The organism is Stenotrophomonas maltophilia (assembly GCF_039555535.1).
GTDB lineage: Bacteria > Pseudomonadota > Gammaproteobacteria > Xanthomonadales > Xanthomonadaceae > Stenotrophomonas > Stenotrophomonas maltophilia_Q.
Window position 1 is genome coordinate 3,059,251 of sequence record NZ_CP154630.1, and the last position, 23,644, is coordinate 3,082,894.

Annotated in this window: 25 protein-coding genes; 11 read left to right on the forward strand and 14 right to left on the reverse strand. The window is 67.2% G+C overall.

Annotated elements, in window-relative coordinates:
* Nucleotides 1–119 precede the first annotated feature (119 nt).
* From ftsY to AASM09_RS14090, 3 genes are all read left to right on the forward strand, one after another.
* On the forward strand, nucleotides 120–1,421 hold the full coding sequence (gene ftsY, locus AASM09_RS14080) for a signal recognition particle-docking protein FtsY (RefSeq protein ID WP_049427985.1): 1,302 nt from the start codon (nucleotides 120–122) through the stop codon (nucleotides 1,419–1,421).
* 91 nt (nucleotides 1,422–1,512) lie between these two features.
* On the forward strand, nucleotides 1,513–2,637 hold the full coding sequence (mutY, locus tag AASM09_RS14085; RefSeq protein ID WP_100443616.1) for an A/G-specific adenine glycosylase: 1,125 nt from the start codon (nucleotides 1,513–1,515) through the stop codon (nucleotides 2,635–2,637).
* A gap of 5 nt (nucleotides 2,638–2,642) precedes the next feature.
* On the forward strand, nucleotides 2,643–2,912 hold the full coding sequence (locus tag AASM09_RS14090; RefSeq protein ID WP_049427989.1) for an oxidative damage protection protein: 270 nt from the start codon (nucleotides 2,643–2,645) through the stop codon (nucleotides 2,910–2,912).
* A gap of 72 nt (nucleotides 2,913–2,984) precedes the next feature.
* On the opposite strand, the gene AASM09_RS14095 is transcribed toward AASM09_RS14090, so the two are convergent.
* The 10 genes from AASM09_RS14095 to AASM09_RS22235 all read right to left on the reverse strand — a co-directional run bounded on the left by AASM09_RS14095 (nucleotide 2,985) and on the right by AASM09_RS22235 (nucleotide 10,059).
* On the reverse strand, nucleotides 2,985–3,434 hold the full coding sequence (locus AASM09_RS14095; RefSeq protein WP_100443617.1) for a DUF6491 family protein: 450 nt from the start codon (nucleotides 3,432–3,434) through the stop codon (nucleotides 2,985–2,987).
* Nucleotides 3,435–3,664: 230 nt separating this feature from the next.
* Nucleotides 3,665–4,378 carry a lipoprotein-releasing ABC transporter ATP-binding protein LolD gene (lolD, locus tag AASM09_RS14100; protein ID WP_049427318.1) on the reverse strand — a complete coding sequence of 238 codons (714 nt, stop codon included), beginning with the start codon at nucleotides 4,376–4,378 and terminating at the stop codon, nucleotides 3,665–3,667.
* The gene (locus tag AASM09_RS14105) at nucleotides 4,371–5,612 is read right to left on the reverse strand and encodes a lipoprotein-releasing ABC transporter permease subunit (RefSeq protein WP_049427320.1); all 1,242 of its coding nucleotides are present in this window, start codon (nucleotides 5,610–5,612) and stop codon (nucleotides 4,371–4,373) included. Before AASM09_RS14105 ends, lolD begins: the two co-directional genes overlap by 8 nt.
* A gap of 23 nt (nucleotides 5,613–5,635) precedes the next feature.
* Nucleotides 5,636–6,085 carry a hypothetical protein gene (locus AASM09_RS14110; protein WP_100443618.1) on the reverse strand — a complete coding sequence of 150 codons (450 nt, stop codon included), beginning with the start codon at nucleotides 6,083–6,085 and terminating at the stop codon, nucleotides 5,636–5,638.
* Entirely contained in the window at nucleotides 6,036–6,284 is a 249-nt protein-coding gene (locus AASM09_RS14115; protein WP_049429307.1) for a succinate dehydrogenase assembly factor 2, read from the reverse strand. The genes AASM09_RS14110 and AASM09_RS14115 overlap by 50 nt, the downstream gene beginning before the upstream one ends.
* Nucleotides 6,285–6,382: 98 nt before the next feature.
* Nucleotides 6,383–7,168, reverse strand: a complete 786-nt coding sequence (locus AASM09_RS14120) for a succinate dehydrogenase iron-sulfur subunit (protein ID WP_005409079.1) — start codon at nucleotides 7,166–7,168, stop codon at nucleotides 6,383–6,385.
* A gap of 66 nt (nucleotides 7,169–7,234) precedes the next feature.
* Nucleotides 7,235–9,025, reverse strand: coding sequence for a succinate dehydrogenase flavoprotein subunit (gene sdhA, locus AASM09_RS14125; RefSeq protein ID WP_049429308.1), 1,791 nt, complete (start codon nucleotides 9,023–9,025; stop codon nucleotides 7,235–7,237).
* A 31-nt stretch (nucleotides 9,026–9,056) separates the two neighbouring features.
* Nucleotides 9,057–9,443, reverse strand: a complete 387-nt coding sequence (sdhD, locus tag AASM09_RS14130; protein ID WP_049400952.1) for a succinate dehydrogenase, hydrophobic membrane anchor protein — start codon at nucleotides 9,441–9,443, stop codon at nucleotides 9,057–9,059.
* Complete coding sequence (gene sdhC / locus AASM09_RS14135; RefSeq protein WP_005416132.1) at nucleotides 9,440–9,832, reverse strand: succinate dehydrogenase, cytochrome b556 subunit; 393 nt, start codon at nucleotides 9,830–9,832, stop codon at nucleotides 9,440–9,442. The genes sdhD and sdhC overlap by 4 nt, the downstream gene beginning before the upstream one ends.
* A gap of 56 nt (nucleotides 9,833–9,888) precedes the next feature.
* Nucleotides 9,889–10,059, reverse strand: coding sequence for a DUF1674 domain-containing protein (locus tag AASM09_RS22235; RefSeq protein WP_005409075.1), 171 nt, complete (start codon nucleotides 10,057–10,059; stop codon nucleotides 9,889–9,891).
* A gap of 39 nt (nucleotides 10,060–10,098) precedes the next feature.
* On the opposite strand from AASM09_RS22235, the gene AASM09_RS14140 reads away from it, so the two are divergent.
* The gene (locus AASM09_RS14140; protein ID WP_049429309.1) at nucleotides 10,099–10,974 is read left to right on the forward strand and encodes a YgfZ/GcvT domain-containing protein; all 876 of its coding nucleotides are present in this window, start codon (nucleotides 10,099–10,101) and stop codon (nucleotides 10,972–10,974) included.
* Between the two features lie 138 nt (nucleotides 10,975–11,112).
* Here AASM09_RS14140 and AASM09_RS14145 read toward each other — a convergent pair whose 3' ends face one another.
* Nucleotides 11,113–12,195: an ABC transporter ATP-binding protein gene (locus AASM09_RS14145; protein WP_049429310.1), complete on the reverse strand. Its 1,083-nt coding sequence runs from the start codon at nucleotides 12,193–12,195 to the stop codon at nucleotides 11,113–11,115.
* 352 nt (nucleotides 12,196–12,547) lie between these two features.
* Here AASM09_RS14145 and zwf point away from each other — a divergent pair, with 352 nt between their 5' ends.
* The 5 genes from zwf to eda all read left to right on the forward strand — a co-directional run bounded on the left by zwf (nucleotide 12,548) and on the right by eda (nucleotide 18,546).
* Nucleotides 12,548–13,984, forward strand: a complete 1,437-nt coding sequence (zwf, locus tag AASM09_RS14150) for a glucose-6-phosphate dehydrogenase (RefSeq protein ID WP_049429311.1) — start codon at nucleotides 12,548–12,550, stop codon at nucleotides 13,982–13,984.
* Entirely contained in the window at nucleotides 13,981–14,988 is a 1,008-nt protein-coding gene (glk, locus tag AASM09_RS14155) for a glucokinase (RefSeq protein ID WP_049429312.1), read from the forward strand. Before zwf ends, glk begins: the two co-directional genes overlap by 4 nt.
* Nucleotides 14,985–15,707, forward strand: a complete 723-nt coding sequence (pgl, locus tag AASM09_RS14160; RefSeq protein ID WP_049429313.1) for a 6-phosphogluconolactonase — start codon at nucleotides 14,985–14,987, stop codon at nucleotides 15,705–15,707. Before glk ends, pgl begins: the two co-directional genes overlap by 4 nt.
* Nucleotides 15,708–15,764: 57 nt before the next feature.
* The gene (gene edd, locus AASM09_RS14165) at nucleotides 15,765–17,681 is read left to right on the forward strand and encodes a phosphogluconate dehydratase (protein WP_049429314.1); all 1,917 of its coding nucleotides are present in this window, start codon (nucleotides 15,765–15,767) and stop codon (nucleotides 17,679–17,681) included.
* Nucleotides 17,682–17,886: 205 nt separating this feature from the next.
* Nucleotides 17,887–18,546: a bifunctional 4-hydroxy-2-oxoglutarate aldolase/2-dehydro-3-deoxy-phosphogluconate aldolase gene (eda, locus tag AASM09_RS14170; RefSeq protein WP_049429315.1), complete on the forward strand. Its 660-nt coding sequence runs from the start codon at nucleotides 17,887–17,889 to the stop codon at nucleotides 18,544–18,546.
* A gap of 291 nt (nucleotides 18,547–18,837) precedes the next feature.
* Here eda and AASM09_RS14175 read toward each other — a convergent pair whose 3' ends face one another.
* From AASM09_RS14175 to ispG, 3 genes are all read right to left on the reverse strand, one after another.
* Nucleotides 18,838–19,485: a response regulator gene (locus AASM09_RS14175; protein ID WP_005409067.1), complete on the reverse strand. Its 648-nt coding sequence runs from the start codon at nucleotides 19,483–19,485 to the stop codon at nucleotides 18,838–18,840.
* A gap of 199 nt (nucleotides 19,486–19,684) precedes the next feature.
* The gene (locus AASM09_RS14180; RefSeq protein ID WP_049429316.1) at nucleotides 19,685–20,434 is read right to left on the reverse strand and encodes a phosphatase PAP2 family protein; all 750 of its coding nucleotides are present in this window, start codon (nucleotides 20,432–20,434) and stop codon (nucleotides 19,685–19,687) included.
* Entirely contained in the window at nucleotides 20,415–21,680 is a 1,266-nt protein-coding gene (ispG, locus tag AASM09_RS14185) for a flavodoxin-dependent (E)-4-hydroxy-3-methylbut-2-enyl-diphosphate synthase (RefSeq protein WP_100443619.1), read from the reverse strand. The genes AASM09_RS14180 and ispG overlap by 20 nt, the downstream gene beginning before the upstream one ends.
* Nucleotides 21,681–21,794: 114 nt before the next feature.
* On the opposite strand from ispG, the gene AASM09_RS14190 reads away from it, so the two are divergent.
* Together AASM09_RS14190 and AASM09_RS14195 are read left to right on the forward strand one after the other, a co-directional pair.
* The gene (locus AASM09_RS14190; protein WP_049431723.1) at nucleotides 21,795–23,021 is read left to right on the forward strand and encodes an ATP-binding protein; all 1,227 of its coding nucleotides are present in this window, start codon (nucleotides 21,795–21,797) and stop codon (nucleotides 23,019–23,021) included.
* A complete protein-coding gene (locus tag AASM09_RS14195) occupies nucleotides 23,018–23,581 on the forward strand; it encodes a response regulator transcription factor (protein ID WP_005409063.1) in 564 nt (187 codons plus the stop codon). The genes AASM09_RS14190 and AASM09_RS14195 overlap by 4 nt, the downstream gene beginning before the upstream one ends.
* Nucleotides 23,582–23,644: the final 63 nt, after the last annotated feature.

Here is a 23,644-nt window from a genome sequence, read left to right on the forward strand (position 1 = left end):
GGGCCGCACTGCGCAGCCCTCCGGACCGGTTAACGGCCGGCGGGCCGCGACCTTGAGTCCACATCGGCCGGACAGGCCCGAGTGGTAGCATATCCATCTGATTTCAGCGCCTTTTGCCAATGCTCAGTTTTTTCCGCCGCAAGAAGCCCCAGGATGCCCCCGCAACGGAGGCACCCAAGACCCAGCACTACTCGGCTGAAGAGCTGGCGGCGGCGTTCCCGTCGGCCGCACCGGTCGAGGACAAAGAACCAGCACCTGTAGTCGTACCGGTCGAGCCTGCGCCGGTCGAGCCGGCCCCAGCAGCCGTCGCTCCAGTTGCTGTCGAGCCCACTCCGGTGATTCAGGCTCCAGCCACTCCGGTTCCGGCAGCTCCGATGGTGATCGACGTCGCTCCCATCGCACCCGCGGCCATCGAACCGGCACCGGCGCCTGAATCCACTCCGGCACCGGCCGCCGACGACCTGCCAGCCGCCGCTTCGGTCGACGCCGTTCCGGCGCCGGCCGGTAAGCCCGGCTGGCGCGAACGCCTGCGCAACAGCGTCATCGCACGCAGCTTCGGCGGCCTGTTCTCGCGCAACCCCAAGCTCGACGACGACCTGCTGGACGAGCTGGAAACCGCACTGATCACCGCCGACGTCGGCGTGGGCGCCACCACCGACCTGGTCGAAGGCCTGCGCAAGCGCATGAAGTCGCGCGAGTTCGCTGATGCCAATGCGCTGCTGGCCGCGCTGCGCGCCGAGCTGATCGCGATCCTGCAGCCGGTGGCCAAGCCGCTGGTGATCGACCGCAACGCCAAGCCGTTCGTGGTGCTCACCGTCGGCGTCAACGGCGTCGGCAAGACCACCACCATCGGCAAGCTGGCCAAGCGCTTCAAGGATGACGGCCACAGCCTGATGCTGGCCGCCGGCGACACCTTCCGTGCCGCTGCCGTGGCCCAGCTGCAGGCCTGGGGCGAGCGCAACGGCGTGGCCGTGGTCGCCCAGGGGCAGAACGCCGATGCCGCTTCGGTGGCATTCGACGCACTGCAGGCCGGCAAGGCCCGCGGCACCTCGGTGCTGATCGCCGATACCGCCGGCCGCCTGCACACCCAGTCCGGTCTGATGAACGAGCTGGGCAAGATCCGCCGCGTGCTCGGCAAGATCGATCCCACCGCCCCGCACGAAGTGCTGATGGTGATCGACGGCACCACCGGCCAGAACGCGCTGTCGCAGCTGCGCCAGTTCAATGCTGCGGTGAACGTGACCGGCCTGGTGGTGACCAAGCTGGACGGCACTGCCAAGGGCGGCGTGGTGTTCGCGCTGGCCCGCGAGTTCGGCATTCCGATCCGCTTTGCCGGCATCGGCGAGCGCCCGGAAGACCTGCGCGTGTTCGATCCGGAAGCCTTCGTCGACGCCCTGCTGCCTGAAGCTTTGGGCGCCTGATACACCGTGCAGCCACCGCACTCTGGTGCGGCCACCCATGGGGTGGCTCTACAAGGGTGAACCCACGGGTGGCTGCCTCTCTGGAACATCGATGCCCCGCCAGCCGCACGCCAGCGCCGACACCGCCCAGCAAGACGACTTCGTCGCCCGCATGCTGCACTGGTTCGACGACCACGGCCGCCACGACCTGCCCTGGCAGCACCCGCGCAGCCCGTACCGGGTCTGGCTGTCGGAAATCATGCTGCAGCAGACCCAGGTGGCCACGGTCATCCCGTATTTCCAGCGTTTCCTGCAGCACTTCCCGACCCTGCCCGACCTCGCCGCCGCCAGCAACGACGCGGTGATGGCGCAGTGGGCCGGGCTCGGCTACTACGCCCGCGCACGCAACCTGCATGCCGCTGCAAAGCGCTGCGTGGAACTGCACGACGGCGACCTGCCGCGCGATTTCGATGCACTGCACGCCCTGCCCGGCATCGGCCGCAGCACTGCCGGCGCGATCCTCAGCCAGGCCTGGAACGACCCGTTCGCGATCCTCGACGGCAACGTCAAGCGCGTGCTCAGCCGCTACCACGGCATCGACGGCTTCCCCGGCCTGCCGGCCATCGAGAAGCAGTTGTGGGCCATCGCCGAGGCGCACGTGGCACACGTGCCGGAAGGGCGCATGGCCGACTACACCCAGGCGCAGATGGACCTGGGCGCCACCGTGTGCAGCCGGGCCAAACCCGCCTGCGTCATCTGCCCGCTGCAGGACCAGTGCGTGGCACGCCGTGAAGGCCGCACCACTGATCTGCCCACGCCCAAGCCCAGCAAGACGCTGCCCGAACGCGAAGCGGTCGCCCTGCTGCTGCGCGACGCCCAGCAGCGCGTGCTGCTGCAGAAGCGGCCGGACACCGGCATCTGGGCGCAGCTGTGGACGCTGCCGCAGGCCGAGGCGGGCAGTGACCTGCAGGACTGGTTCGACACGCATGTCGACGGCTCGCTGGAAGATGCCGACGAACTGCCGGTGCTGCAGCACACCTTCAGCCACTACAAGCTGCATCTGCAGGTATTGTCACGGCAGGTACACGGACTGCGCGTGGAAGAACCCACGCTGCGCTGGGTGGCTGTCGACGAACTGCCCGCGCTGGGCCTTCCGGCGCCGATCCGCAAACTGCTCGACGGCGCCACGATCAAGACGCCGAAACGAACCTCCAAGAAATCCCGCAACCACGAGTGAGTGCCATGCCCCGAACCGTCTTCTGCCAGTACGAACAACGCGATGCCGAGGGCCTGGACTTCGTGCCCTACCCCGGTGAGCTGGGCCAGCGCATCTTCAACAACATCGGCAAGCAGGCCTGGGCCGCGTGGCTGGTGCACCAGACCATGCTGATCAACGAGAACCGGCTGTCGCCGCGCACGCCGGAGCATCGCGCGTTCCTGGAAGGCGAACTGGTCAAGTTCCTGTTCGAGAAGGACGCGGAAAAGCCGGCTGGCTTCGTGCCGGAAGCCTGACCCACAGGGAGTGCCGGCCGCTGGCCGGCAACCTGGCATCTGTGCGATGCCGGCCAGCGGCCGGCACAACCGCTATTTCGTGGCTTCCTCGCGCTCCTGCACCTGCGCCTGGCGCAGCTCCTGCTCGGAGGCGCGCAGTGCCTTCACGTCCAGCTTGCGGATGCTGTCGATGAAGCACGGCATGCGCGGGCCGCCGGTGGGGTCGCGCACAAGCACCTTGTCAAAGCGCGCCGAGACACGGTTCATCTGGCTGGTCAGGCCGATGGCGGTGGCATACGGCAGGTCCTGGCAGGGGCCTCTCAACTCCAGCAGATAAGCCTCGCTGGGCCGGGTCCACACCGCCAGCGCGCTGTCACCCAGTTCGGTCCAGCCATTAAGGCTGCCGAAGAACTGCATGTCATTCTGTGGCGCGCCCGCATGGGCGCGGTACAGGGCCAGTTTTTCAGTGCTGCTGATCCGACCGGTGGTGGCACAGGCGGCCAGGGCCAGGCAGAGGCCGGCCAGCAGAAGCGGGGTCTTCATGGCGATCTCCTCGGGGAACTGCCGCCATCATGCGCCTGGCCTGGCAACGCCGGCGCGACGACCGGCAGCCCCATTCAGCCGCTGGTCGGCGGCTTCCCTGGTCGACCAGGGTCGGCCTCTATCAAAGCGGGCCCGGAACGCCGGATTCCGGTAGACGCCAACCTTGGTTGGCGCTTGCCCTGCAGGAGCAGCCGACCAAGGTCGGCTTCCACCAAAGCGGGCCCAGCGCCTCAGACGTCGGCGTGGGCCAGCGCGTGCAGGCGCCCTTCGCGCAACTCCAGCACCCGGTCCAGGCGACGCGCCAGGCTCCGGTCGTGGGTGACCAGCACCAGGCTGGTGTGCCGTGCGCGGTTGAGCTCAAGCATCAGATCGAACACGGTGCCGGCGGTGCGGTCATCCAGGTTGCCGGTCGGCTCGTCACCCAGCACGCAGGCCGGATGATTGACCAGTGCACGAGCTACGGCGGCGCGCTGGCGCTCACCACCGGACAGTTCGCCTGGCTTGTGATCGAGGCGGTGGCCGAGGCCGACCGCTTCCAGCAGCGTGGTGGCGCGGCTGCTCGCCTCGGCCACCGCGGTGCCGGCCAGCAGCACCGGCATCATCACGTTTTCCAGCGCGGTGAACTCCGGCAGCAGGTGATGGAACTGGTAGACGAAGCCCAGTGCCTGGTTGCGCAGCAGGCCTCGCGCGGTGTCCGACAGCGCCGACATGCGCTGGCCGGTCACGTAGACCTCGCCGGCGGTCGGAATGTCCAGGCCGCCCAGCAGGTGCAGCAGCGTGCTCTTGCCGGCGCCGGAGGCACCGATGATCGCCACCGTTTCGCCGGCGGTCACGGTCAGGTCCAGGCCATCGAACACCGGGGTCTGCATGCGCCCTTCGGCGTAGGTCTTGCCCAGTGCTTCGGCGCGGATCACTTCATCGCCGCGGTTGAAGACCTTATTCATAACGCAGGGCCTCCGCCGGCTGGGTGCGTGCCGCCCGCCAGGCGGGGTACAGGGTGGCCAGGAAGCTCATCAGCAGTGCGACCACGGTAATCGCCACCACGTCGCCGGTCTGCATGTCGGTCGGCAGGCCGGTGATGTAGTAGACATCCTCCGGCATCAGCTTGACGTTGAACACGCTCTCGATGGCGCCGAGGATGCGCTCCAGGTTGAGGGTCAGGGTGATGCCACCGATCAGGCCGGCAAGCGTGCCGAAGATGCCGATCAGCGAGCCCTGCACCATGAACACCTGCATCACCCCGCCCGGGGTCAGGCCGAGGGTGCGCAGGATGGCGATGTCGGCCTGCTTGTCGGTCACCAGCATCACCTGCGAGGAGACCAGGTTGAAGGCGCCCATGGCGATGATCAGCGACAGCAGGATGCCCATCACCACCTTCTCCATGCGCAGCGAGTGGTAGAGGTTGGCATTCTGCTGGGTCCAGTCGCTCACCCGGTAGGCACCACCGAGGTTCTGCGCCAGATCCACGCCCACTTCCAGCGAGCGGTCCATGTCGTGCAGTTTCAGGCGCACGCCGGTGGCGCCGTCGCTGCGCAGTACGCGCTCCAGGTCCTGCATGTTGGCGAAGCCCACGCCACGGTCGACTTCGTTGTAACCGGCCTCGAAGATGCCGCTGACGGTGAAGCGTTTCATCCGTGGCACCGCGCCGGCAGGCGTGCCCTGCACTTCTGCAAAGGTCACCAGCACCTGGTCGCCGACGTCCACGCCCAGCCAGATCGCCAGCTCCTTGCCCAGCAGCACGTTGAAGCTGCCCGGCTTGAGGCTGTCATAGCTGCCCTTGGTGATCTTCTTGTCGATCACCGACACCTTCGGTTCCAGCGCCGGATCGATGCCCTGGATGATCGCGCCCTGCACGCGCGGGCCGCTGATCATCGACTGGATCTCGATGTACGGCGCGGCACCGGCCACGCGCGGATCCTTGTTGGCCACGTCGACCACCCGCATCCAGTCCGGCATCGGCTCGCCGTCGCGGCTGATGGTGGTGTGCGCGGTCATCTGCAGCAGGCGGCTGCGGATTTCCTTCTGGAAACCGCTCATCACCGCCAGGGTGGTGATCAGCACCGTGACGCCGAGCGCGATGCCCAGGATCGATGCCATCGAGATGAAGGAGATGAAGCCGTTGCGGCGCTTGGCGCGCAGGTAGCGCAGGCCGATGGCCACGGGGATGGGTTTGAACATGCAGGCACGCCGGTCAATTCAGCTTATGGTGCCATCGACCGGGGCCGACGGGAAACGCTGCGTGCGGCGACGGCCAGTCGCAGTTCACGTCGCTGCCCGGAATCGAGCACATCCGGCCAGAACAGCAGGCGCCGGCGGCGCCGATCCTCACGCCAGAGCAGCAGCAGCCAGGGGCCGCGCACCACCATTTGCGGCGCCGCCACCTCCTTCCCCGCCACCTGCAGCGGTTCGGCTGGCGCCGGCAGAAGCACCTGCACACGTGGCCTGCGCTGTCGCCAGGCCAGTTCGGTCACGCCGATGGCCCAGGCCAGCAGTACCGCGGGCATCAGCAGGCGCGGCGGCAGGTCCGATGCGCGCAGCAGCCAGGGGGCGGCCAGCAGCACCGCCAGCTGGGCCGCGGCCTGCAGCCGTGAGGGCCGCCACTCAAGGCTTGAGGGCGAGGATCTTCTGCATGAGGGGGATTGCGTGCGCATGCGGGCAGGCCTCATAGCCCATGAACCAGCGCCACAACCTATCGTCCTCGCAGTCGAGCAGGAACAGGAAAACCTCGCGCTCTTCTGTCGGCGCAGCGCTCCATTCGTGGTCGAGGTAACGGCCGAACAGCTGGTCCAGCTCGCGCATGCCGCGGCGGCAGCGCCAGCGCAGCTTCTTCAGCAGAACGTCTTCTTCCATCGTGTTTCTCCAGATACAGCAAAGCCACGCATGGCGTGGCTCTACTGAGGTGGTGCAGCCACGCGTGGCGTGGCTCTACCCGGTACAGCCGGACCGTATCAGGCGCGGCGTTCCATCATCAGCTTCTTGATTTCGGCGATCGCCAACGCCGGGTTCAGGCCCTTCGGGCAGGTCCGGGCGCAGTTCATGATGGTGTGGCAGCGGTACAGCTTGAACGGATCTTCCAGATCGTCCAGGCGCGCACCGGTGTCCTCATCGCGCGAGTCGATGATCCAGCGGTAGGCCTGCAGCAGGATCGCCGGGCCGAGGTAACGCTCGCCGTTCCACCAGTAGCTCGGGCAGCTGGTCGAGCAGCAGGCGCACAGGATGCACTCGTACAGGCCGTCCAGCTTCTTGCGGTCTTCCGGCGACTGCAGGCGCTCGCGGTCCGGCGGTGCCGGGGTCTGGGTGCGGATCCACGGCTTGATCGAGGCGTACTGCGCGTAGAAGTGGGTCAGGTCCGGAACCAGATCCTTGACCACGTTCATGTGCGGCAGCGGGTAGATCGGCACTTCCTTCTTGCCGCAGTCCGAGATGGCTCGGGTGCAGGCCAGGGTGTTGGTGCCGTCGATGTTCATCGCGCACGAACCACAGATACCTTCGCGGCAGGAGCGGCGGAAGGTCAGCGTCGGATCAATCTCGTTCTTGATCTTGATCAGGGCGTCCAGGACCATCGGGCCACAGGCGTCCAGATCGACTTCATAGGTGTCGGTGCGCGGGTTGCTGTCGTCGTCCGGACTCCAGCGGTAGATCTTGAAGGTGCGCACGTTCTTGCCGCCGTTCTTGACGGGGAAGTGCTTGCCCTTCGTGATCTTGGAATTCTTGGGGAGTGAAAACTCGGCCATGGCTGCTCTCGTTGGCTCAGGCGGCCCGCGCCCGTGGGCGCGGATTGCATGGTAGGCGGGGTCGGATCAGTACACGCGCGGCTTCGGCGGCACCACGGACACGTCGTCGGTCAACGTGTACATGTGCACCGGACGGTAGTCGAAGCTGCACTTGCCCTTCTCGTCGACGCTGACCAGGGTGTGCTTCTGCCAGTTGACGTCGTCGCGGTCCGGATAGTCCTCGTGCGCATGCGCGCCGCGGCTTTCCTTGCGCTGTTCGGCCGAGTTGATCGTCGCCACCGCGTTGAGCAGCAGGTTGTTCAGCTCGTAGGTCTCGATCAGGTCCGAGTTCCAGACCAGCGAACGGTCGGAGACCTTCACGTCCTGGAACGAGTCGAAGATCTTGTCCATCTTCTCGCAGCCTTCCTTCAGCGTCTGGCTGGTGCGGAAGACGGCCGCGTCGGCCTGCATGGTGCGCTGCATGCGATCGCGGATGACCGAGGTCGGGGTATCGCCGTTGGCGTGGCGCAGCTTGTCCAGCAGGCCCAGCGCCTTGTCGCAGGCATCGGCCGGCAGCGGCTTGTGCGAAGCGCCCGGCTTGATGGTCTCGGCGCAGCGGTTGGCCACCGCACGACCGAACACCACCAGGTCCAGCAACGAGTTCGAACCCAGGCGGTTGGCGCCGTGCACGGACACGCAGGCCGCTTCACCGATGGCGTACAGCCCCGGCACCACGGCATTGTCGTTGTCGCCGACCTTCTGCACCACTTCGCCGTGGTAGTTGGTCGGGATGCCGCCCATGTTGTAGTGCACGGTCGGGATGACCGGGATCGGCTGCTTGTGCACGTCGACGCCGGCGAAGATGCGGGCGCTCTCGGCGATGCCCGGCAGCTTCTCGTCGATCACGCCCGGGCCGAGGTGGGTCAGGTCGAGCAGGATGTGGTCCTTGTGCTCGCCGACGCCGCGGCCTTCGCGGATCTCGATGGTCATCGAACGACTGACCACGTCGCGCGAGGCCAGGTCCTTGTAATGCGGCGCGTAGCGCTCCATGAAGCGCTCGCCGCTGCTGTTGCGCAGGATGCCACCTTCACCGCGGACACCCTCGGTGATCAGGCAACCGGCGCCGTAGATGCCGGTCGGGTGGAACTGCACGAACTCCATGTCCTGCATGGCGATGCCGGCACGCATGGCCAGGCCGCCACCGTCGCCGGTGCAGGTGTGCGCCGAGGTGGCGCTGAAGTAGGCACGGCCGTAGCCGCCGGTAGCCAGCACCACGCCCTGGGCGCGGAACAGGTGCAGAGTGCCGTCGGACATGTCCAGGGCCAGCACACCGCGGCACGCGCCCTCATCGTCAAAGATCAGGTCGAGTGCGAAGTACTCGATCATGAAGCGCGCGTCGTGCTTCAGCGACTGCTGGTACAGGGTGTGCAGCATCGCGTGGCCGGTACGGTCGGCCGCCGCGCAGGTACGCTGCGCCGCCGGGCCTTCGCCGTACTTGGTGGTCATGCCACCGAACGGACGCTGGTAGATCTTGCCTTCGGCGGTGCGCGAGAACGGCACGCCGTAGTGCTCGAGCTCGATGATGGCCGGGATAGCCTCACGGCACATGTATTCGATGGCGTCCTGGTCGCCCAGCCAGTCCGACCCCTTGATGGTGTCGAAGAAGTGGTAGCGCCAGTCGTCCTCGCCCATGTTGGCGAGTGCGGCCGAGATACCGCCCTGGGCGGCAACGGTGTGCGAGCGGGTCGGGAAGACCTTGGTCAGGCACACGGTCTGCAGGCCCTTGGCGGCCAGGCCGAACGTGGCGCGCAGGCCGGCACCGCCGGCGCCGACCACGACCATGTCGTACTTGTGTTCGGTGATCTTGTAAGCGGACATCTAATCTGGATTCCTGTGTAGGTGCCTGGGCTCAGGCAACGCCGAGGGCGATGCGGCCCACCGCAAACACACTGACGATCATGCCGAGCACGGCGACGAACTTCACCGCGGTCTGCAGCACCAGGGCCAGCAGCGATTCGTGGATGTAGTCTTCCAGCACGACCTGCATGCCGAGCTGCGCGTGCCAGAACATGGCGATCAGCAGGCCGATCAGCGGCACGGCGTTCCACGGCTTGGCCACGGCGGCGGCGGCGGTCGCGTAGTCCGAGCCCAGCAGGCCCAGCACGAAGACCAGGAACCAGATGCCCAGTGCCACCAGGGCGGCGGCGGTCAGGCGCTGGTGCACGAAGTGCTCGGTGCCGGTCTTGGCCGAACCGAGGCCGCGCACGTTCTTCAACGGGGTACGGAACTTGCTCACGCGGCACCTCCGAACATCACATAGGCCCACACCAGCAGGGTGATCACCAGGCTGCCGATGACCGACAGCCAGCTGCTGCGGATGAAGGCGGGGATGCTGAAACCAATGGCGAAGTCCTGCACGACGTGGCGGATGCCATTGCACAGGTGATAGGCGAACGACCATGTCCACGCGAACAGGAACACGCGGCCATACCAGGCCCCGGCATGGCCGGTGAAGCAGTTCCAGGACTCGGGCCCCATCATCAGCGCCAGCAGGCCGGCAGCGATGATGAGGGCACCAACAGACAGAAAGATGCCAGTAGCTCGATGCAGGATCGAGGTGGCCATCTGAATCTGCCAGCGATACACCTGAAGGTGCGGGGAAAGTGGGCGTTGTCTGGTCGCCATTCGCTGGGCTCGTTGTCTCGGCTGGGCGGCACGCGGCCGCGTTGGCTCAATGCTGATCAGAAATCGATGCAGCGTCCGTTTTTCTCCCAATCGCCATACCGCACCGGATCAAGTCCGCCGCGGCCGCCGAATTCCTCCGCCTTTTCCTGTTCCACGGGCACGGGTGCCGCAGGGACCAGCGGGGCTTCAGATTCGTCGTCGGGAGTGGGGGTTGTTTGGCCTATCATGTTCGGTCTCGCAACGCACAAATTTTAGACCTCGTTCACGTGCCTGACAACCTGCCCCCTGCTTTCGTCGGATATCCGCGCCTGCCCGGCCACCAGCTGCTGAGCCTGCAAGGCCCGGATGCGGCTGTCTTCGCCCACGCCCAGTTCAGCAGCGATGTCACCGCCCTGCCCCTGCAGCACTGGCAGTGGAGTGCCTGGCTGAGCGCCAAGGGCCGCACCCTGGCGGTGTTCCAGCTGCTTCGGCTGGCCGAGGACCACGTGATGCTGGTGCTGGCCGACGGCGATGCCGATGCGATTGCGTCGCAACTGCAGCGCTTCGTGTTCCGTCGCAAGGTGAAGGTGCAGGTGCGCAGCGATCTGGCCGTGGCCGGCGCGTTCACTGCGCCGGAGGCCGCCAGCGGCGCCGCGATTGCGCACGCTGCAGCGGACGACTGGGAACTGGATCTGGGCAGCGACGCACTGCCGCGCACCCTGCGAATTGGCGCCGCTGATGCCTTTGCCGCCGGCAGCAAAACCGATGAGGCCGCTTTCGCCCTGGCTTGGCGCCAGTCCGACCTGCGCTACGGCCTTCCGCGGCTGGAGGAAAGCCAGCGCGAAGTGTGGACCCCGCAGCAGCTGGGCCTGGACCGCCTGAACGGCTACAGCGTGAAGAAGGGCTGCTACCCGGGCCAGGAAATCGTTGCCCGCACCCACTTCCTCGGCAAGGCCAAGCGTGCGGTGCAGTTGCTTCAGACAGCCGCACCGGCGCAGGCCGGCGATGGCGTGCAGCAGGACGGCGTCGCGTTGGGCACGATTGCCAGCGTGGCCGGTGAGCTGGCGCTGGCGGTCTTGCCACTGGAGGCCGGCGACGCCGAGCTGCAGGTGGGTGGCGCCGTGGCGCAGCGCGTGCCGTTGCTGGATGGCCTGGCACGCTGAGGTTCACGCCGGGCACGGCCCGGCGCTACCGCTTCATCCACGCATGGCGTCGATCTACTGAACCCACCTTCTGTAGAGCCGAACCCATGCTCGGCTTCTCCATGAAATACAGCCGAGCGTGGGCTCGGCTCTACAGGGTCAGAGGCGCTCGCCGGTTTCCGCGTTGAAGAAATGCAGGCCCTGCGGGTGGATCGCTACGCGGATGTCCTCGCCCACCGCAGGCAACGCCTGCGGCGCCACACGCATGGTCAGCGCGTGCTGGCCACTGCTGAGGTTGACGAATATCTCGTTGCCGACCGGTTCGATGCCTTCAATGCGCGCGCTGAACGCATGCGCATCGTCGGCGGTCGCCGGCTGCAGGTGCTCTGGACGCACGCCCACCGCGATCGGCTTCTGCAGCCACGCCGGATCGATCGTGGCCTGGCCCAGCGGTGCACGCCAGTCGCCGTCGACCACGGTCACGCCACCGGCGTCGCCCTGCAGCGTGCCACGCAGCACGTTCATCGCCGGGCTGCCGAGGAAACCGGCCACGAACAGGTTGGCCGGGCGGTCGTACAGCGCCATCGGCGTATCGATCTGCTGGATGATGCCGTCCTTCAGCACCACGATGCGCTGGCCCAGGGTCATCGCTTCCACCTGGTCGTGGGTCACGTAGATCATCGTGGTGCCCAGCTTGCGGTGCAGCTGCGCGATCTCGGTGCGCACGCTGTGGCGCAGCTTGGCGTCGAGGTTGGACAGCGGCTCGTCCAGCAGGAACACCGCCGGCTCGCGCACCAGCGCACGGCCCAGTGCCACGCGCTGGCGCTGGCCACCGGACATCGCCTTGGGAAGCTTGTCCATCATCTCGGTCAGGCCCAGCGTCTGCGCCGCCTCGGCGATGCGCTTGTCGATGGTGGCCTTGTCATGGCCGCGCAACTTCAGGCCGAAGGCCAGGTTCTCGGCCACGGTCATATGCGGGTACAGCGCGTAGCTCTGGAACACCATGGCGATGTCGCGGTCCTTCGGCGCCACGTCGTTGACCACGCGGTCGCCGATGCTCAGCGTGCCGCCGCTGATCTCCTCCAGGCCAGCCACCATCCGCAGCAGGGTCGACTTGCCACAGCCGGACGGGCCGACCAGCACCATCAGCTCGCCATCGGCGACCTCGAAGGTGGCGTCCTTCACCGCGACCTGGCCGTTGTCATAGACCTTGCGCACACCCTGCAACTGCACTTTTGCCATATCACCTATCCGGTCCGCCCGAAGCCGGGCTGTCTTTTGGGACTGCCTCGGCCCTCCCGATGGCAGTGATGATTGCGCGCTTGCCGCATGACGGCGAGCACTGCAATCGAATACAGTTGCCCATTCTGCCATGTAAACGTTTTCACGTGGCACTATCCGATGATCGGTGCGCACCGATCTGCGTCGGCGGTGGAACGAAGCTTCCGCCGGGGCAGTGGTTTCGAATGGAACGGTCTCCCGCTACCCCGGAGATCGCCCCTGACGAACCTCGGACAGGCAGTTGCGCGGATGTCCCCCGAACCCAGCCATGAAGCGATTGACAACGATGTCACCCGGATCTGAAACTCGAGCGATGCACGACACCCTCTTCCTGTTCGGTGCCACAGGTGATCTGGCCCAGCGCTACCTGTTCCCTTCGCTGCTTCGCCTGCTTGGCGACGGCCTGCTGCCGGAGGACTTCCGCATCCGCGCACTGGCCCTGTCCGGGCATGACACCGAAGCCTTCCATGACATCCTGCGCCCGCGCCTGCAGCAGGCCATGCCGATGGCCACGCAGGACGACATCAGTGCCCTGCTGCGCCGCATCGACTACCGTTCGGTGGACCTGCGCGACGTCGACTCGGTTGCCGCCGCGGTCTCCGACCTGGTGCACCGCAAGTGCGTCAGCTACCTGGCCATCCCGCCGGGTCTGTACATCTCCACCTGCGAAGGCCTGGCCAAGGGCGGCGCACTTGCCGCACCGGCACGCCTGATGCTGGAGAAGCCGATCGGCAGCGACAGCGAGAGCGCCGAGGAGATCATCTCCACCATCGGCCAGTGGATCGACGAGGACCGCGTGTTCCGCCTCGACCACTACCTGGGCAAGGCGGCGGTGCAGAACCTGATCGCGCTGCGCTTCGGCAACACGCTGCTGGAAGCGGTGTGGAACCGCAACTACATCGAATCGGTGCACATCCTGGTGGCCGAGAGTGAAGGCGTGGATGGCCGCGATGCCTATTACGCCCGTTCCGGTGCGCTGCGCGACATGGTGCAGAGCCATATCCTGCAGCTGCTGTGCATGGTGGCGATGGAGCCGCCTGCCTCGCTGGAAGCCGACCGCATCCGCGACGAAAAGGTCAAGGTACTGCGTGCGCTGCGTCCGCTCGATGCCAGGCACGCCGCGCGTGACAGCATCCGTGGCCGCTACACCGCCGGCAGCATCAACGGCCAGCCGGCCCAGGCCTACCAGCCGCCGGAAGGCAGCGACGTGGAAACCTTCGCCGGCGTCACCGCGCATATCGACAACTGGCGCTGGAGCGGCGTGCCGTTCCACCTGGTCACCGGCAAGCGCCTGCCCGAACGCACCACCCGCGTGGTGGTCACGCTGAAGCCGGTCACCCACTGGCTGTTCGAGCGCCCGCAGCGTGCGCAGGCCGCGCCGAACCGCCTGGTATTCCAGCTGCAGCCGCAGGAGAACATCGAACTGGGCCTGATGAGCAGCCTGGCCGGCCCGGAATGGGGCGCGCTGGAACTGCATCCGCTGGAACTGGAACTGTCGGTGCCGACCGGCCTTCATCGCCGCATCGCCTACGAACGCCTGTTCCTGGACGCCTTCAACGGCAACCACACCCTGTTCGTGCGCGACGACGAAGTGCGTGCCGCCTGGGCGTGGATCGACAGCGTGGCCGATGCCTGGAAGGCAGCCAAGCTGCCGCTCGAACCCTACCCCGCTGGCCAGTGGGGCCCGAGCAACGCAACGGAGTTCCTGCCGCAGGGCGTGGACGCACCGGACAGCGGAGCCTCGGCATGAGTGCCAGCTCGCAGCCGGTGCTGGTCGCCGACATCGGTGGCACCAATGCGCGCTTCGCCCTGGCCGACACCTCGCTGGACGCGCCATTGCTGAAGGAGAGCATCCGCGAATACGCAGTGACGGAGTTCCCGTCGCTGGGGGATGCCGCGCACCACCACCTGGAACAGATCGGTGCCACCGCAAGCCGCGGCGTGTTCGCGGTTGCCGGGCGTGTCGACGGCGACGAGGCACGCATCACCAATCATCCGTGGGTGATCTCGCGCAGCCGTACCGCAGCAATGCTGGGCTTCAACGAACTGCACCTGATCAACGACTTCGCCGCGCAGGCGATGGCGATCTCGCTGCTGCAACCCGACGACGTGGTCCAGGTGGGCGGTGCCGCCTGGGTGCCGGGCAAGCCGGGCCAACCGCGCAACTACGCGGTGATCGGGCCGGGTACCGGCCTCGGTGTCGGTGGTCTGATCCTGCGTCACGGCCGCTGCTATCCGCTGGAAACCGAAGGCGGCCATGTAAGCTTCCCACCGGGTACTCCGGAAGAGATCCGCATCCTGGAGATCCTCTCCGAGCAGTTCGGGCGCGTCTCCAACGAGCGGCTGATCTGCGGCCCCGGCCTGGTCAACATCCATCGCGCGGTGTGCGAGATGGCCGGCATCGATCCGGGCCAGCTGCAACCGGTGGACGTGACCGCCCGCGCCCTGCATGGCGATCCGCAGGCAATGCGCACCGTCGATGTGTTCTGCGCGGTGTTCGGCGCCATTGCCGGCGACCTGGTACTGACCCAAGGCGCCTGGGACGGCGTGTTCCTGACCGGCGGACTGACCCCGAAGATGCTCGATTCACTGCAGCACTCCGGGTTCCGCCAGCGCTTCGAACACAAGGGGCGGTTCTCTTCGATCATGGCGCGGGTTCCGTCGCTGGCCGTGATGCATCCTCACGCCGGGCTGCTGGGCGCCGCTGCCTATGCCGCCGACGCCGAACGTGACGCACCAGGAGTTGCCGCATGAGCCCCACCTTCCACGACGACCGCATCGATTTCATCCACCACGGCGATGCCGATGGCTGGATCGAAGCGGTAGCCGCCGAGATGGCGCAGACCCTCAACCACGACATCAATGAAGTGGGCCGCGCGCGCATCCTGCTGTCCGGTGGCACCACGCCGGCACCGGTGTATCAGGCGCTGGCCGAACTGGACGTGCACTGGGACCGGGTTGAAGTGAGCCTGGCCGACGAGCGCTGGCTGTCGCCGCAGGATCGCGACAGCAATGCCTGGCTGGTGCGCGAACACCTGCTCAAGCGCGCCGAGGGTGCCCACTTCGATCCGCTTGTGCGGATTGGCAAGCCGCTGCCGGAATGCGTCTACACCGCCAACCTGCAGGCCCAGCACAGCCAACCGCCGAGCCTGGTGGCACTTGGCATGGGCAACGACGGCCACACCGCCTCGCTGTTCCCGGGTTCGAAGGACCTGGCCCGTGCACTGGAAAGCACCCTGCCCTACGCAGCGCTGGATGCCACCGGCTGCCCGGGCGCGAACCAGTGGCCGCTGCGCATCACGCTGACCCCGCACGGCCTGCGCCAGTGCCGCCAGCGCCTGCTGCTGCTGCGCGGCAAGCAGAAGCTGCAGGTGCTGCGCCAGGCGCTGGATAGCAACAACGCCCAGCAGTACCCGATCCTCAATGCGATCAACCTGGACGGCGCGCGCCTGCGCGTCCACTGGGCTGATTGATGTCGGCGGCGGCGCATGCCGCCGCTTGCCTCTCGCCACCACGAACGCCGGTAGCCAATGAGCCTCCATCCGCAACTGCAAGCCATCACTGAGCGCGTCATCCGCCGCAGCGCCGCCTCGCGTGCCGCCTATCTGGCCGCGATCGACGCCTCCCTGCGCGAGGGCCCGTTCCGCAGCCGCCTGAGCTGCGGCAACCTCGCCCACGGATTCGCCGCCTGCGGCGGCACCGACAAGAGCCGCCTGCGCGGTGGCGTGACGCCGAACCTGGGCATCATCACCGCCTACAACGACATGCTGTCGGCGCACCAGCCGTTCGAAACCTATCCCGAGCAGATCCGCGAGATCGCCCGCGAACTGGGCGCCACCGCGCAGGTGGCCGGCGGCGTGCCGGCGATGTGCGACGGCGTCACCCAGGGCCGTGGCGGCATGGAACTGTCGCTGTTCTCGCGCGATGTGATCGCACAGGCGACCGCCATCGGGCTCAGCCATGACATGTTCGACACCACCGTCTACCTCGGCGTGTGCGACAAGATCGTGCCGGGCCTGCTGATCGGCGCGCTGGCCTTCGGCCACCTGCCGGCGGTGTTCGTGCCGGCCGGCCCGATGACCCCGGGCATCCCGAACAAGCAGAAAGCCGAAGTCCGCGAGCGCTATGCTGCCGGCGAAGCCACCCGCGAAGAACTGCTGGAAGCCGAGTCCGCCTCGTACCACGGCGCCGGCACCTGCACCTTCTACGGCACCGCCAATTCCAACCAGGTACTGCTGGAAGCGATGGGCGTGCAGCTGCCGGGTGCGTCGTTCGTCAACCCGGGCACGCCGCTGCGCGATGCACTGACCCGCGAAGCCACCGAACGCGCGCTGGACATCACCGCGCTGGGCGATGACTTCCGTCCGCTGGGCCGCATCATCGACGAGCGCGCGATCATCAACGCGGTCATCGCGCTGATGGCCACCGGCGGTTCGACCAACCACACCATCCATTGGATCGCGGTGGCACGTGCCGCCGGCATCGTGCTGACCTGGGACGATTTCGACGAGCTGTCGCAGCTGATCCCACTGCTGGCCCGCGTCTATCCGAACGGCGATGCCGACGTGAACCGTTTCGCTGCGGCCGGCGGCCCGGCGTTCGTGTTCGGCGAGCTGATCAAGGCCGGCCTGATGCACGGCGACCTCGTGAGCGTGGCGCGCGGCGGCATGGCCGACTACGCGCGCGAACCGCAGCTGCGCGACGGCCAGCTGGTCTACCTGCCAGGCCTGGAACGCAGCGCCGATGACGAAGTGGTGCGCGGTGTCGACAACCCGTTCGAACACCAAGGTGGCCTGCGCCTGCTGCGCGGCAACCTGGGCAAGTCGCTGATCAAGCTGTCGGCGGTGAAGCCGCAGTACCGCACGATCGAAGCACCGGCGGTGGTGGTGGATGCACCGCAGGTGTTGAACAAGCTGCACGCCGGTGGCCTGCTGCCGCAGGATTTCGTGGCGGTGGTGCGCTACCAGGGCCCGCGTGCCAACGGCATGCCGGAACTGCATTCGCTGGCGCCGCTGCTGGGCCTGCTGCAGAACCAGGGCCGGCGCGTGGCGCTGGTCACCGACGGCCGCCTGTCCGGCGCCTCGGGCAAGATCCCGGCGGCCATCCATGTGACGCCGGAAGCGGCGCGTGGTGGCCCGCTTGCCAAGGTGCGCGAAGGCGACATGATCCGCTTGGATGGCGAGGCTGGCACGCTGGAAGTGCTGGTGGATGCGGCGGAATGGGCCGCACGTTCGCTGGCACCGAACACCGCGCCGGCCGCGCATGATCTGGGCCGCAATCTGTTCGCGATCAACCGTCGCGTGGTGGGTCCGGCGGACCAGGGGGCGATCTCGATTTCGTGCGGGCCGGCGGCGGCCGATGGCGGGCCGTGGGATTACGACGCGGAGTATGAGCTGGGGCACGATGCGGCCGCGGCGGCGGCGCCGCATGAGGCGAAGGACGCCTGAAGCGAAAAGCCGCGGCAGGCTTCCCGGCCTGGGCAGTAGAGCGCCCTGGCCGGGACACGCCGTAAACCCATCCATGGGGGCTCGATCGCGGCATCCATGCCGCTCACGGTCCCGGCCAGGGCGCTCTACTGCCCTTGGACAATTCCCGGCGCGTCATCTGCGCTGCGGCCACTGAATCAAGAAGAGCAAAGGCAAGGGCAAAAGCATGGGTATCGAACAACATCAGGTGAAGGCGGCGGAGCTGTTGCATGCGGCGGGCATCCTGCCGGTCGTGACGATTCATACGCTGGACCAGGCGCGGGCGGTCAGTGCGGCGCTGCTGGAAGGTGGTTTGCCGGCCATCGAGCTGACGCTGCGGACGCCGGTGGCGATGGAAGCGCTGGCGATGCTCAAGCGTGAGCTGCCGGATGTAGTGGTGGGCGCGGGCACGGTGCTGACTGTGGAGCAGATGCAGCAGTCCATCGACGCGGGTGCGGATTTCCTGGTGACCCCGGGCACACCGCCAGCGCTGGCTGATGCACTGGCCGCTGCTCCGCTGCCGGTGGTACCGGGCGCGGCCACGCCGACCGAGCTGCTGTCGCTCTACGCGCGCGGCTTCCGCGTGTGCAAGCTGTTCCCGGCCACGGCCGTAGGCGGGCTGGCAATGATCAAGGGCCTGGCCGGCCCGGTCGCCGACCTCAAGCTGTGCCCGACCGGTGGCATCACCGAAAATACCGCTGCCGAGTACCTTGAGCAGAAGAACGTGGTCTGCATCGGTGGTTCGTGGATGGTGCCGGGCAACTGGATCGCCGACGGCGAATGGGACAAGGTGCGCGCCAGCGCCGCCGACGCCGCGAAGATCATCAAGCGCGTTCGCGGCCACTGACAAGAGGATCGGGGTCGGATCCCTTTCCCGTCGGGAAAGGGATCCGACCCCCAACTACGAGCGCGCGCAGCGCGCGACCCGCTCCTGCTCTTCCTTCTTCATTCCGCGGTGGACGCGCACGGAAACTGTCCGTGGCCCTGCGGAGGGATTGCGCAGGGGCGTAAGCGCCATGGATGGCGCGCCCGAGCCTCCAGGGATGGATTCACGGCATCCCCTGCGCAATCCCTCCGCAGGGCCAACCACACGAATCCTGCCGCACACCGCGAGGGACTCAGCCGTTGGCCGAATCCCCTACAGCGGCCGTGCCGGATCCACCAGCCCGTACTGGCTGGCCATCCGCGCCAACGCGATGTTGTCGTGGATCCCCATCTTCTCGAACAGCCGCGCCTTGTGCGTGTTGACCGTCTTCGCACTCAGGCTCAGGCGCCGCGCGATGTCTTCCTGGCGCAGGCCCTGGGTCAGCAACAGCGCCACCTCAAGCTCGCGCGGCGACAGGTTGTCGAACGGCGAACCATTGCCTTCCACCGTCGACAGCGCCAGATTCTGCGCGATGCTGGTGCCCAGGTAGCGACGACCGGCCGCCACATCACGCACCGCACGCAGCAGTTCCTGCGCATCGCAGCCCTTGCCGATGTAACCGGCCGCGCCGGCTTCGAGCAGGCGCTTGGGCAGCGGGCCGTCTTCCAGTACCGACACGATCACCACGCGGGTATTGCGGTGGCTGCGGACGATGCGCTCGGTCACTTCCATGCCGCTCACGCCCGGCAGATGCAGGTCGCACAGCACCACGTCCGGCAACAGCTGTCGGACCTCGCGCAGTGCGTCCTCACCGGTCTCGGCTTCGCCCACCACCTCGATGTCGGTTTCCCCCGACAGAATCATCTTCATACCGGTGCGGACCAGTGCGTGGTCATCCACCAGGTAGACTCGAATCGTCATTCACGTACCTCTTCGAATGCGGCCATTGCAGGTCAAGCTAGGCAGGGTGCCGATACCCTGCAAGCGCGTCCGGAATGTGGCGCCGGCGATCTGCCTTGCGCATCACATAACCGCGCGTTGTGCTTGCCCCTGTCTTGCAGAACCTGCTGCAACGAAACAACTGATCTATCACGTAGACGTCCCTCAAGGGCCATCCACGTCAAACCCCCTGTGGTGGTGCTTCGCTGGCCTTCGCTGGCGGCGGGCCGTGACGTCGCCAAGGGTGCCGGCGACTGAACATGACCAGATAGCACCCTACCACCCAAACCAGCGCGGCACACCATCCGGCCAGGATGTCGGAGGGGTAATGCACCCCCAGGTAGACCCGCGACACACTGACCAGCAGGCTGAACGCGGGTGCCAGCATCAGGACCGGCCAGCGCCAGCGGGTGTTCCAGGCCAGCAGCACCAGGGTCACCGCCAGGGTCATCGAGCCCATCGCGTGCCCGCTGGGGAAGCTGAACGTCGACTCCGGCGCAATCGATTCCCACAGGCTGGGGCGCTGGCGCTGGAAGAACTGCTTGCTGCCCATGTTCAGCAGCGCCGATCCCACGAAGCTGACCGCGACGAAGGTCGCCTCGCGCCAGCGCCGGAAGCCCAGCAGCGCGCCGATGATCAGCACGTCGGCCGGGATCAGGAACCACTCGTAGCCCAGTTTCGAGATGAGCACGAAGAAACGGTCCAGCCACGGCGAATGCAGACCATGCATCTGCCACAGCAGGGGCGCGTCGAAATGGAACGATTCAAACTCGTGCACTTCGTCCGCCAGGGCAACAAAGCCTGCCAACGGCAGCAGTAGGCCACCGAACAACAGGACCAGGCGCCAGGCGTTGCGCGCCATCCAGTGGCGGAAGCCGGAGGCGGACTCCGGTGCGGCGAGGATCGCAGGCTTATCCGGCGCTTCGGACATATTTGTGTTCGACGTAATCGTCGATCAGGGCGACGAACTCCTGGGCGATGTTGTCGCCGCGCAGGGTCACCTTCTTCTCGCCATCGACGAATACCGGTGCCGCAGGCGTCTCACCCGTGCCCGGCAGCGAGATGCCAATGTTGGCGTGACGCGACTCGCCCGGCCCGTTGACGATGCAGCCCATCACCGCCAGGGTCATGTTTTCCGCACCCGGGTGGTGGATCTTCCACAGCGGCATCTTCTCGCGCACGTGGTTCTGCACCACCTTGGCCAACTCCTGGAAGAATTCGGAGGTGGTGCGGCCGCAACCAGGGCAGGCCGTGACAAGCGGCGTGAAGGCACGCTGGCCGGTGGTCTGCAGCAGCTCCTGGGCGACGATCACTTCCTGCGTGCGCGACTGGCCCGGTTCCGGGGTCAGCGAGATGCGGATGGTGTCACCGATGCCTTCCTGCAGCAGCACGCTCAGCGCCGCGGACGATGCCACGATGCCCTTGCTGCCGATACCCGCTTCGGTCAGGCCCAGATGCAGGGCGAAGTCGGAGCGCTGGGCCAGGTCGCGGTACACCGCGATCAGCTCCTGCACGCCACTGACCTTGGCCGACAGCACGATGCGATCGCGCGGCAGGCCCAGCTCCACTGCCTGCTCGGCCGAATCCAGCGCCGAGCGGATCAGCGCCTCGCGCAGCACGCGGCCGGCGTCCCAGGGCTGTTCGCGCAGGTTGTTCTCGTCCATCAGCTTCGCCGCCAGGGCCTGGTCCAGCGAGCCCCAGTTGGCGCCGATGCGCACCGGCTTGTTGTAGCGGATCGCGAACTCGATCAGCTGGGCGAACTGCAGGTCCTTCTTCTTGCCGAAGCCGACGTTGCCCGGGTTGATGCGGTACTTGGCCAGCGCTTCGGCACACGCCGGCTCGGCGGTCAGCAACTGATGGCCGTTGTAGTGGAAGTCACCGATCAGCGGTACATCGATACCCATCATCGCCAGCTTCTCGACGATGCGCGGAATCGCCGCAGCGGCTTCAACGGTGTTGACGGTCAACCGCACCATCTCCGAACCGGCACGCCACAGCTCGGCCACCTGCTTCACGCTGGAGGCGACATCGGAAGTGTCGGTATTGGTCATCGACTGCACCACCACCGGCTTGCCCCCGCCTACGGTGACCCCGCCGATCTGCACGGCATGGGTCTGGCGGCGGGGCCAGGAGGTGGCATCGGAGGGCGGAGTCGGGCGGGTGACGGCGTCGTGCATGGGCGCATTCTACCGCCCGCCCCCGCATTCGGGGTGACTCGCATTCAGCCGGCGGCACGGCTGCGGCCTATTGTCGCAGGCACGCTCGCCCGTGAACGCATACGATGAGCGTGCATGACCGGTCCCGACGCCCCGTTTCTCCGTACCCTGTGCAGCCTGCGCTGGCTTGCCGTGGGCGGCCAGGCCGCCACCATCCTGGTCGCCACCTGGGTGCTGGGCCTGCCGTTGCCGCAGCTGCCACTGTGGGCCGGCGTGGCCGTACTGACCCTGTTCAACATCTACACCCAGCTGCGCCCGGAAGCGGCTGATACCGCGCCCCTGACCGCGTTCGGCCACATCCTGGTGGACGTGATCATCCTGACCTGGATGGTCGGCTGGAGCGGTGGCATGGCCAATCCGTTCAGCTCGCTGTTCCTGATCCTGATCGCGCTGGCTGCGTTCGCCCTGCCCCTGCGCTGGGCGCTGGCGGTGGCACTGGCCTGCCTGCTCGGCTATGCCAGCAGTGGCGTCTTCGGCCAGCCGCTGCCGGACGGTTACTTCCGCGCGCAGGACCTCAACCGCTGGGGCGTGGTCGCCAACTTCCTGATCTCCGCAGCGGTGGTGCTGGCCTTCTCGACCCGGCTGGCCCTTGCGCTGCGCCAGCGCGAACTGGAACTGTCGGCCCTGCGCGAGCGCTTCGCACGCAACGAGGGCATCGTCGCCCTGGCCACTCATGCCGCCTCGGTGGCCCATGAACTGAACACACCGCTTGCGACCATGACCCTGCTTGCCGACGATGTGGCCGAGCGCAGCGAAGAACCGGAAGTGCGCGAGGACATGGAAACGCTGCGCGAACTGCTGGTGCAGTGCCGGGAGCGCGTGCTGGCGCTGGCCGCACCGGCCTCGGCCGATGCACCCGGACGCAGCCATTCCAGCGCCCAGCAGGTGCTGGAGCAATGGCGGCTGGTGCGCCCGACCATCGACCTGCACCGCAACGACGATGCGCCGCTGCGGTTGCCGCTGGACCCGGGCGTGGGCCACCTGCTGATGGTGCTGCTGAACAATGCCGCCGATGCTGGTGAACAGGCCGGCCGGCCGCGCGTGGACCTGGACCTGCGCATCGAAGGCGACGATCTGATCGGCGAAGTACGCGACTACGGCCACGGCTTCAACGCGCGCGCCGCGGTACTGCCGGGCAAGCTGTTCGGCAGCAGCAAGAGTGAAGGCATGGGGGTCGGCCTGGCCCTGTCCCATGCCACGATCGAACGCCTCGACGGCGAGATGTGGATGCGCCCGGCCCAAGGGGCCGGCAGCCGCGTCGGCTTCCGCCTGCCGCTGGCCCCACGCGAGGAAACCCCATGAGCGCCTCAACCCTCGGCCTGCTGGTCGACGACGACGAACTGTACCTGCGCACCCTGCAGCGCAGCCTGGCCCGCAAGGGGCTTGAAACCCAGACCGCGCAGGATGCCGCCAGCGCGCTGGCATTGGCCCGCCAGCACCCGCCGGCGTTCGCCCTGATCGACCTGAAGCTGGGCAGCGACTCCGGCCTGGCACTGATCCAACCGTTGCGCGCCCTGCGCGCGGACATGCGGATCCTGCTGGTGACCGGCTACGCCAGCATCGCCACCGCGGTGGAAGCGATCAAGCTCGGGGCCGACGACTACCTGCCGAAGCCGGCCACGGTACCGATGATCCTGCGCGCCCTGGGCGAGGAGGATGACGGCCCGGCCGACGACGGCGAAATGGAAGTGCCCGATGCGATGACGCCGATCAGCCGCCTGCAGTGGGAACACATCCAGCAGGCGATGCACGAAACCGGAGGCAACGTATCAGCGGCCGCACGCCTGCTCGGCATGCACCGGCGTTCGCTGCAGCGCAAGCTGGCCAAGCGACCCAGCCCGGAACGCGACCCGAGCCGGTGACACGGCGTCGCCTCCGCCGGGCATGGCGCGGCGCTACCGGATTGTAGAGTCGAGCATGGCTCG

Coding starts and splice junctions, on each gene's coding strand:
- eda (WP_049429315.1), top strand. CDS start 17,887: ATGGGTATCGAACAACATCAGGTGAAGGCGGCGGAGCTGTTGCATGCG.
- AASM09_RS14190 (WP_049431723.1), top strand. CDS start 21,795: ATGACCGGTCCCGACGCCCCGTTTCTCCGTACCCTGTGCAGCCTGCGC.
- AASM09_RS14095 (WP_100443617.1), bottom strand. CDS start 3,434: ATGAAGACCCCGCTTCTGCTGGCCGGCCTCTGCCTGGCCCTGGCCGCC.
- AASM09_RS22235 (WP_005409075.1), bottom strand. CDS start 10,059: ATGATAGGCCAAACAACCCCCACTCCCGACGACGAATCTGAAGCCCCG.
- AASM09_RS14110 (WP_100443618.1), bottom strand. CDS start 6,085: ATGCGCACGCAATCCCCCTCATGCAGAAGATCCTCGCCCTCAAGCCTT.
- edd (WP_049429314.1), top strand. CDS start 15,765: ATGAGCCTCCATCCGCAACTGCAAGCCATCACTGAGCGCGTCATCCGC.
- AASM09_RS14180 (WP_049429316.1), bottom strand. CDS start 20,434: ATGTCCGAAGCGCCGGATAAGCCTGCGATCCTCGCCGCACCGGAGTCC.
- AASM09_RS14145 (WP_049429310.1), bottom strand. CDS start 12,195: ATGGCAAAAGTGCAGTTGCAGGGTGTGCGCAAGGTCTATGACAACGGC.
- sdhC (WP_005416132.1), bottom strand. CDS start 9,832: ATGGCGACCAGACAACGCCCACTTTCCCCGCACCTTCAGGTGTATCGC.
- sdhA (WP_049429308.1), bottom strand. CDS start 9,025: ATGTCCGCTTACAAGATCACCGAACACAAGTACGACATGGTCGTGGTC.
- ftsY (WP_049427985.1), top strand. CDS start 120: ATGCTCAGTTTTTTCCGCCGCAAGAAGCCCCAGGATGCCCCCGCAACG.
- AASM09_RS14115 (WP_049429307.1), bottom strand. CDS start 6,284: ATGGAAGAAGACGTTCTGCTGAAGAAGCTGCGCTGGCGCTGCCGCCGC.
- ispG (WP_100443619.1), bottom strand. CDS start 21,680: ATGCACGACGCCGTCACCCGCCCGACTCCGCCCTCCGATGCCACCTCC.
- AASM09_RS14195 (WP_005409063.1), top strand. CDS start 23,018: ATGAGCGCCTCAACCCTCGGCCTGCTGGTCGACGACGACGAACTGTAC.
- AASM09_RS14090 (WP_049427989.1), top strand. CDS start 2,643: ATGCCCCGAACCGTCTTCTGCCAGTACGAACAACGCGATGCCGAGGGC.
- mutY (WP_100443616.1), top strand. CDS start 1,513: ATGCCCCGCCAGCCGCACGCCAGCGCCGACACCGCCCAGCAAGACGAC.
- zwf (WP_049429311.1), top strand. CDS start 12,548: ATGCACGACACCCTCTTCCTGTTCGGTGCCACAGGTGATCTGGCCCAG.
- AASM09_RS14175 (WP_005409067.1), bottom strand. CDS start 19,485: ATGACGATTCGAGTCTACCTGGTGGATGACCACGCACTGGTCCGCACC.
- AASM09_RS14105 (WP_049427320.1), bottom strand. CDS start 5,612: ATGTTCAAACCCATCCCCGTGGCCATCGGCCTGCGCTACCTGCGCGCC.
- glk (WP_049429312.1), top strand. CDS start 13,981: ATGAGTGCCAGCTCGCAGCCGGTGCTGGTCGCCGACATCGGTGGCACC.
- AASM09_RS14120 (WP_005409079.1), bottom strand. CDS start 7,168: ATGGCCGAGTTTTCACTCCCCAAGAATTCCAAGATCACGAAGGGCAAG.
- pgl (WP_049429313.1), top strand. CDS start 14,985: ATGAGCCCCACCTTCCACGACGACCGCATCGATTTCATCCACCACGGC.
- lolD (WP_049427318.1), bottom strand. CDS start 4,378: ATGAATAAGGTCTTCAACCGCGGCGATGAAGTGATCCGCGCCGAAGCA.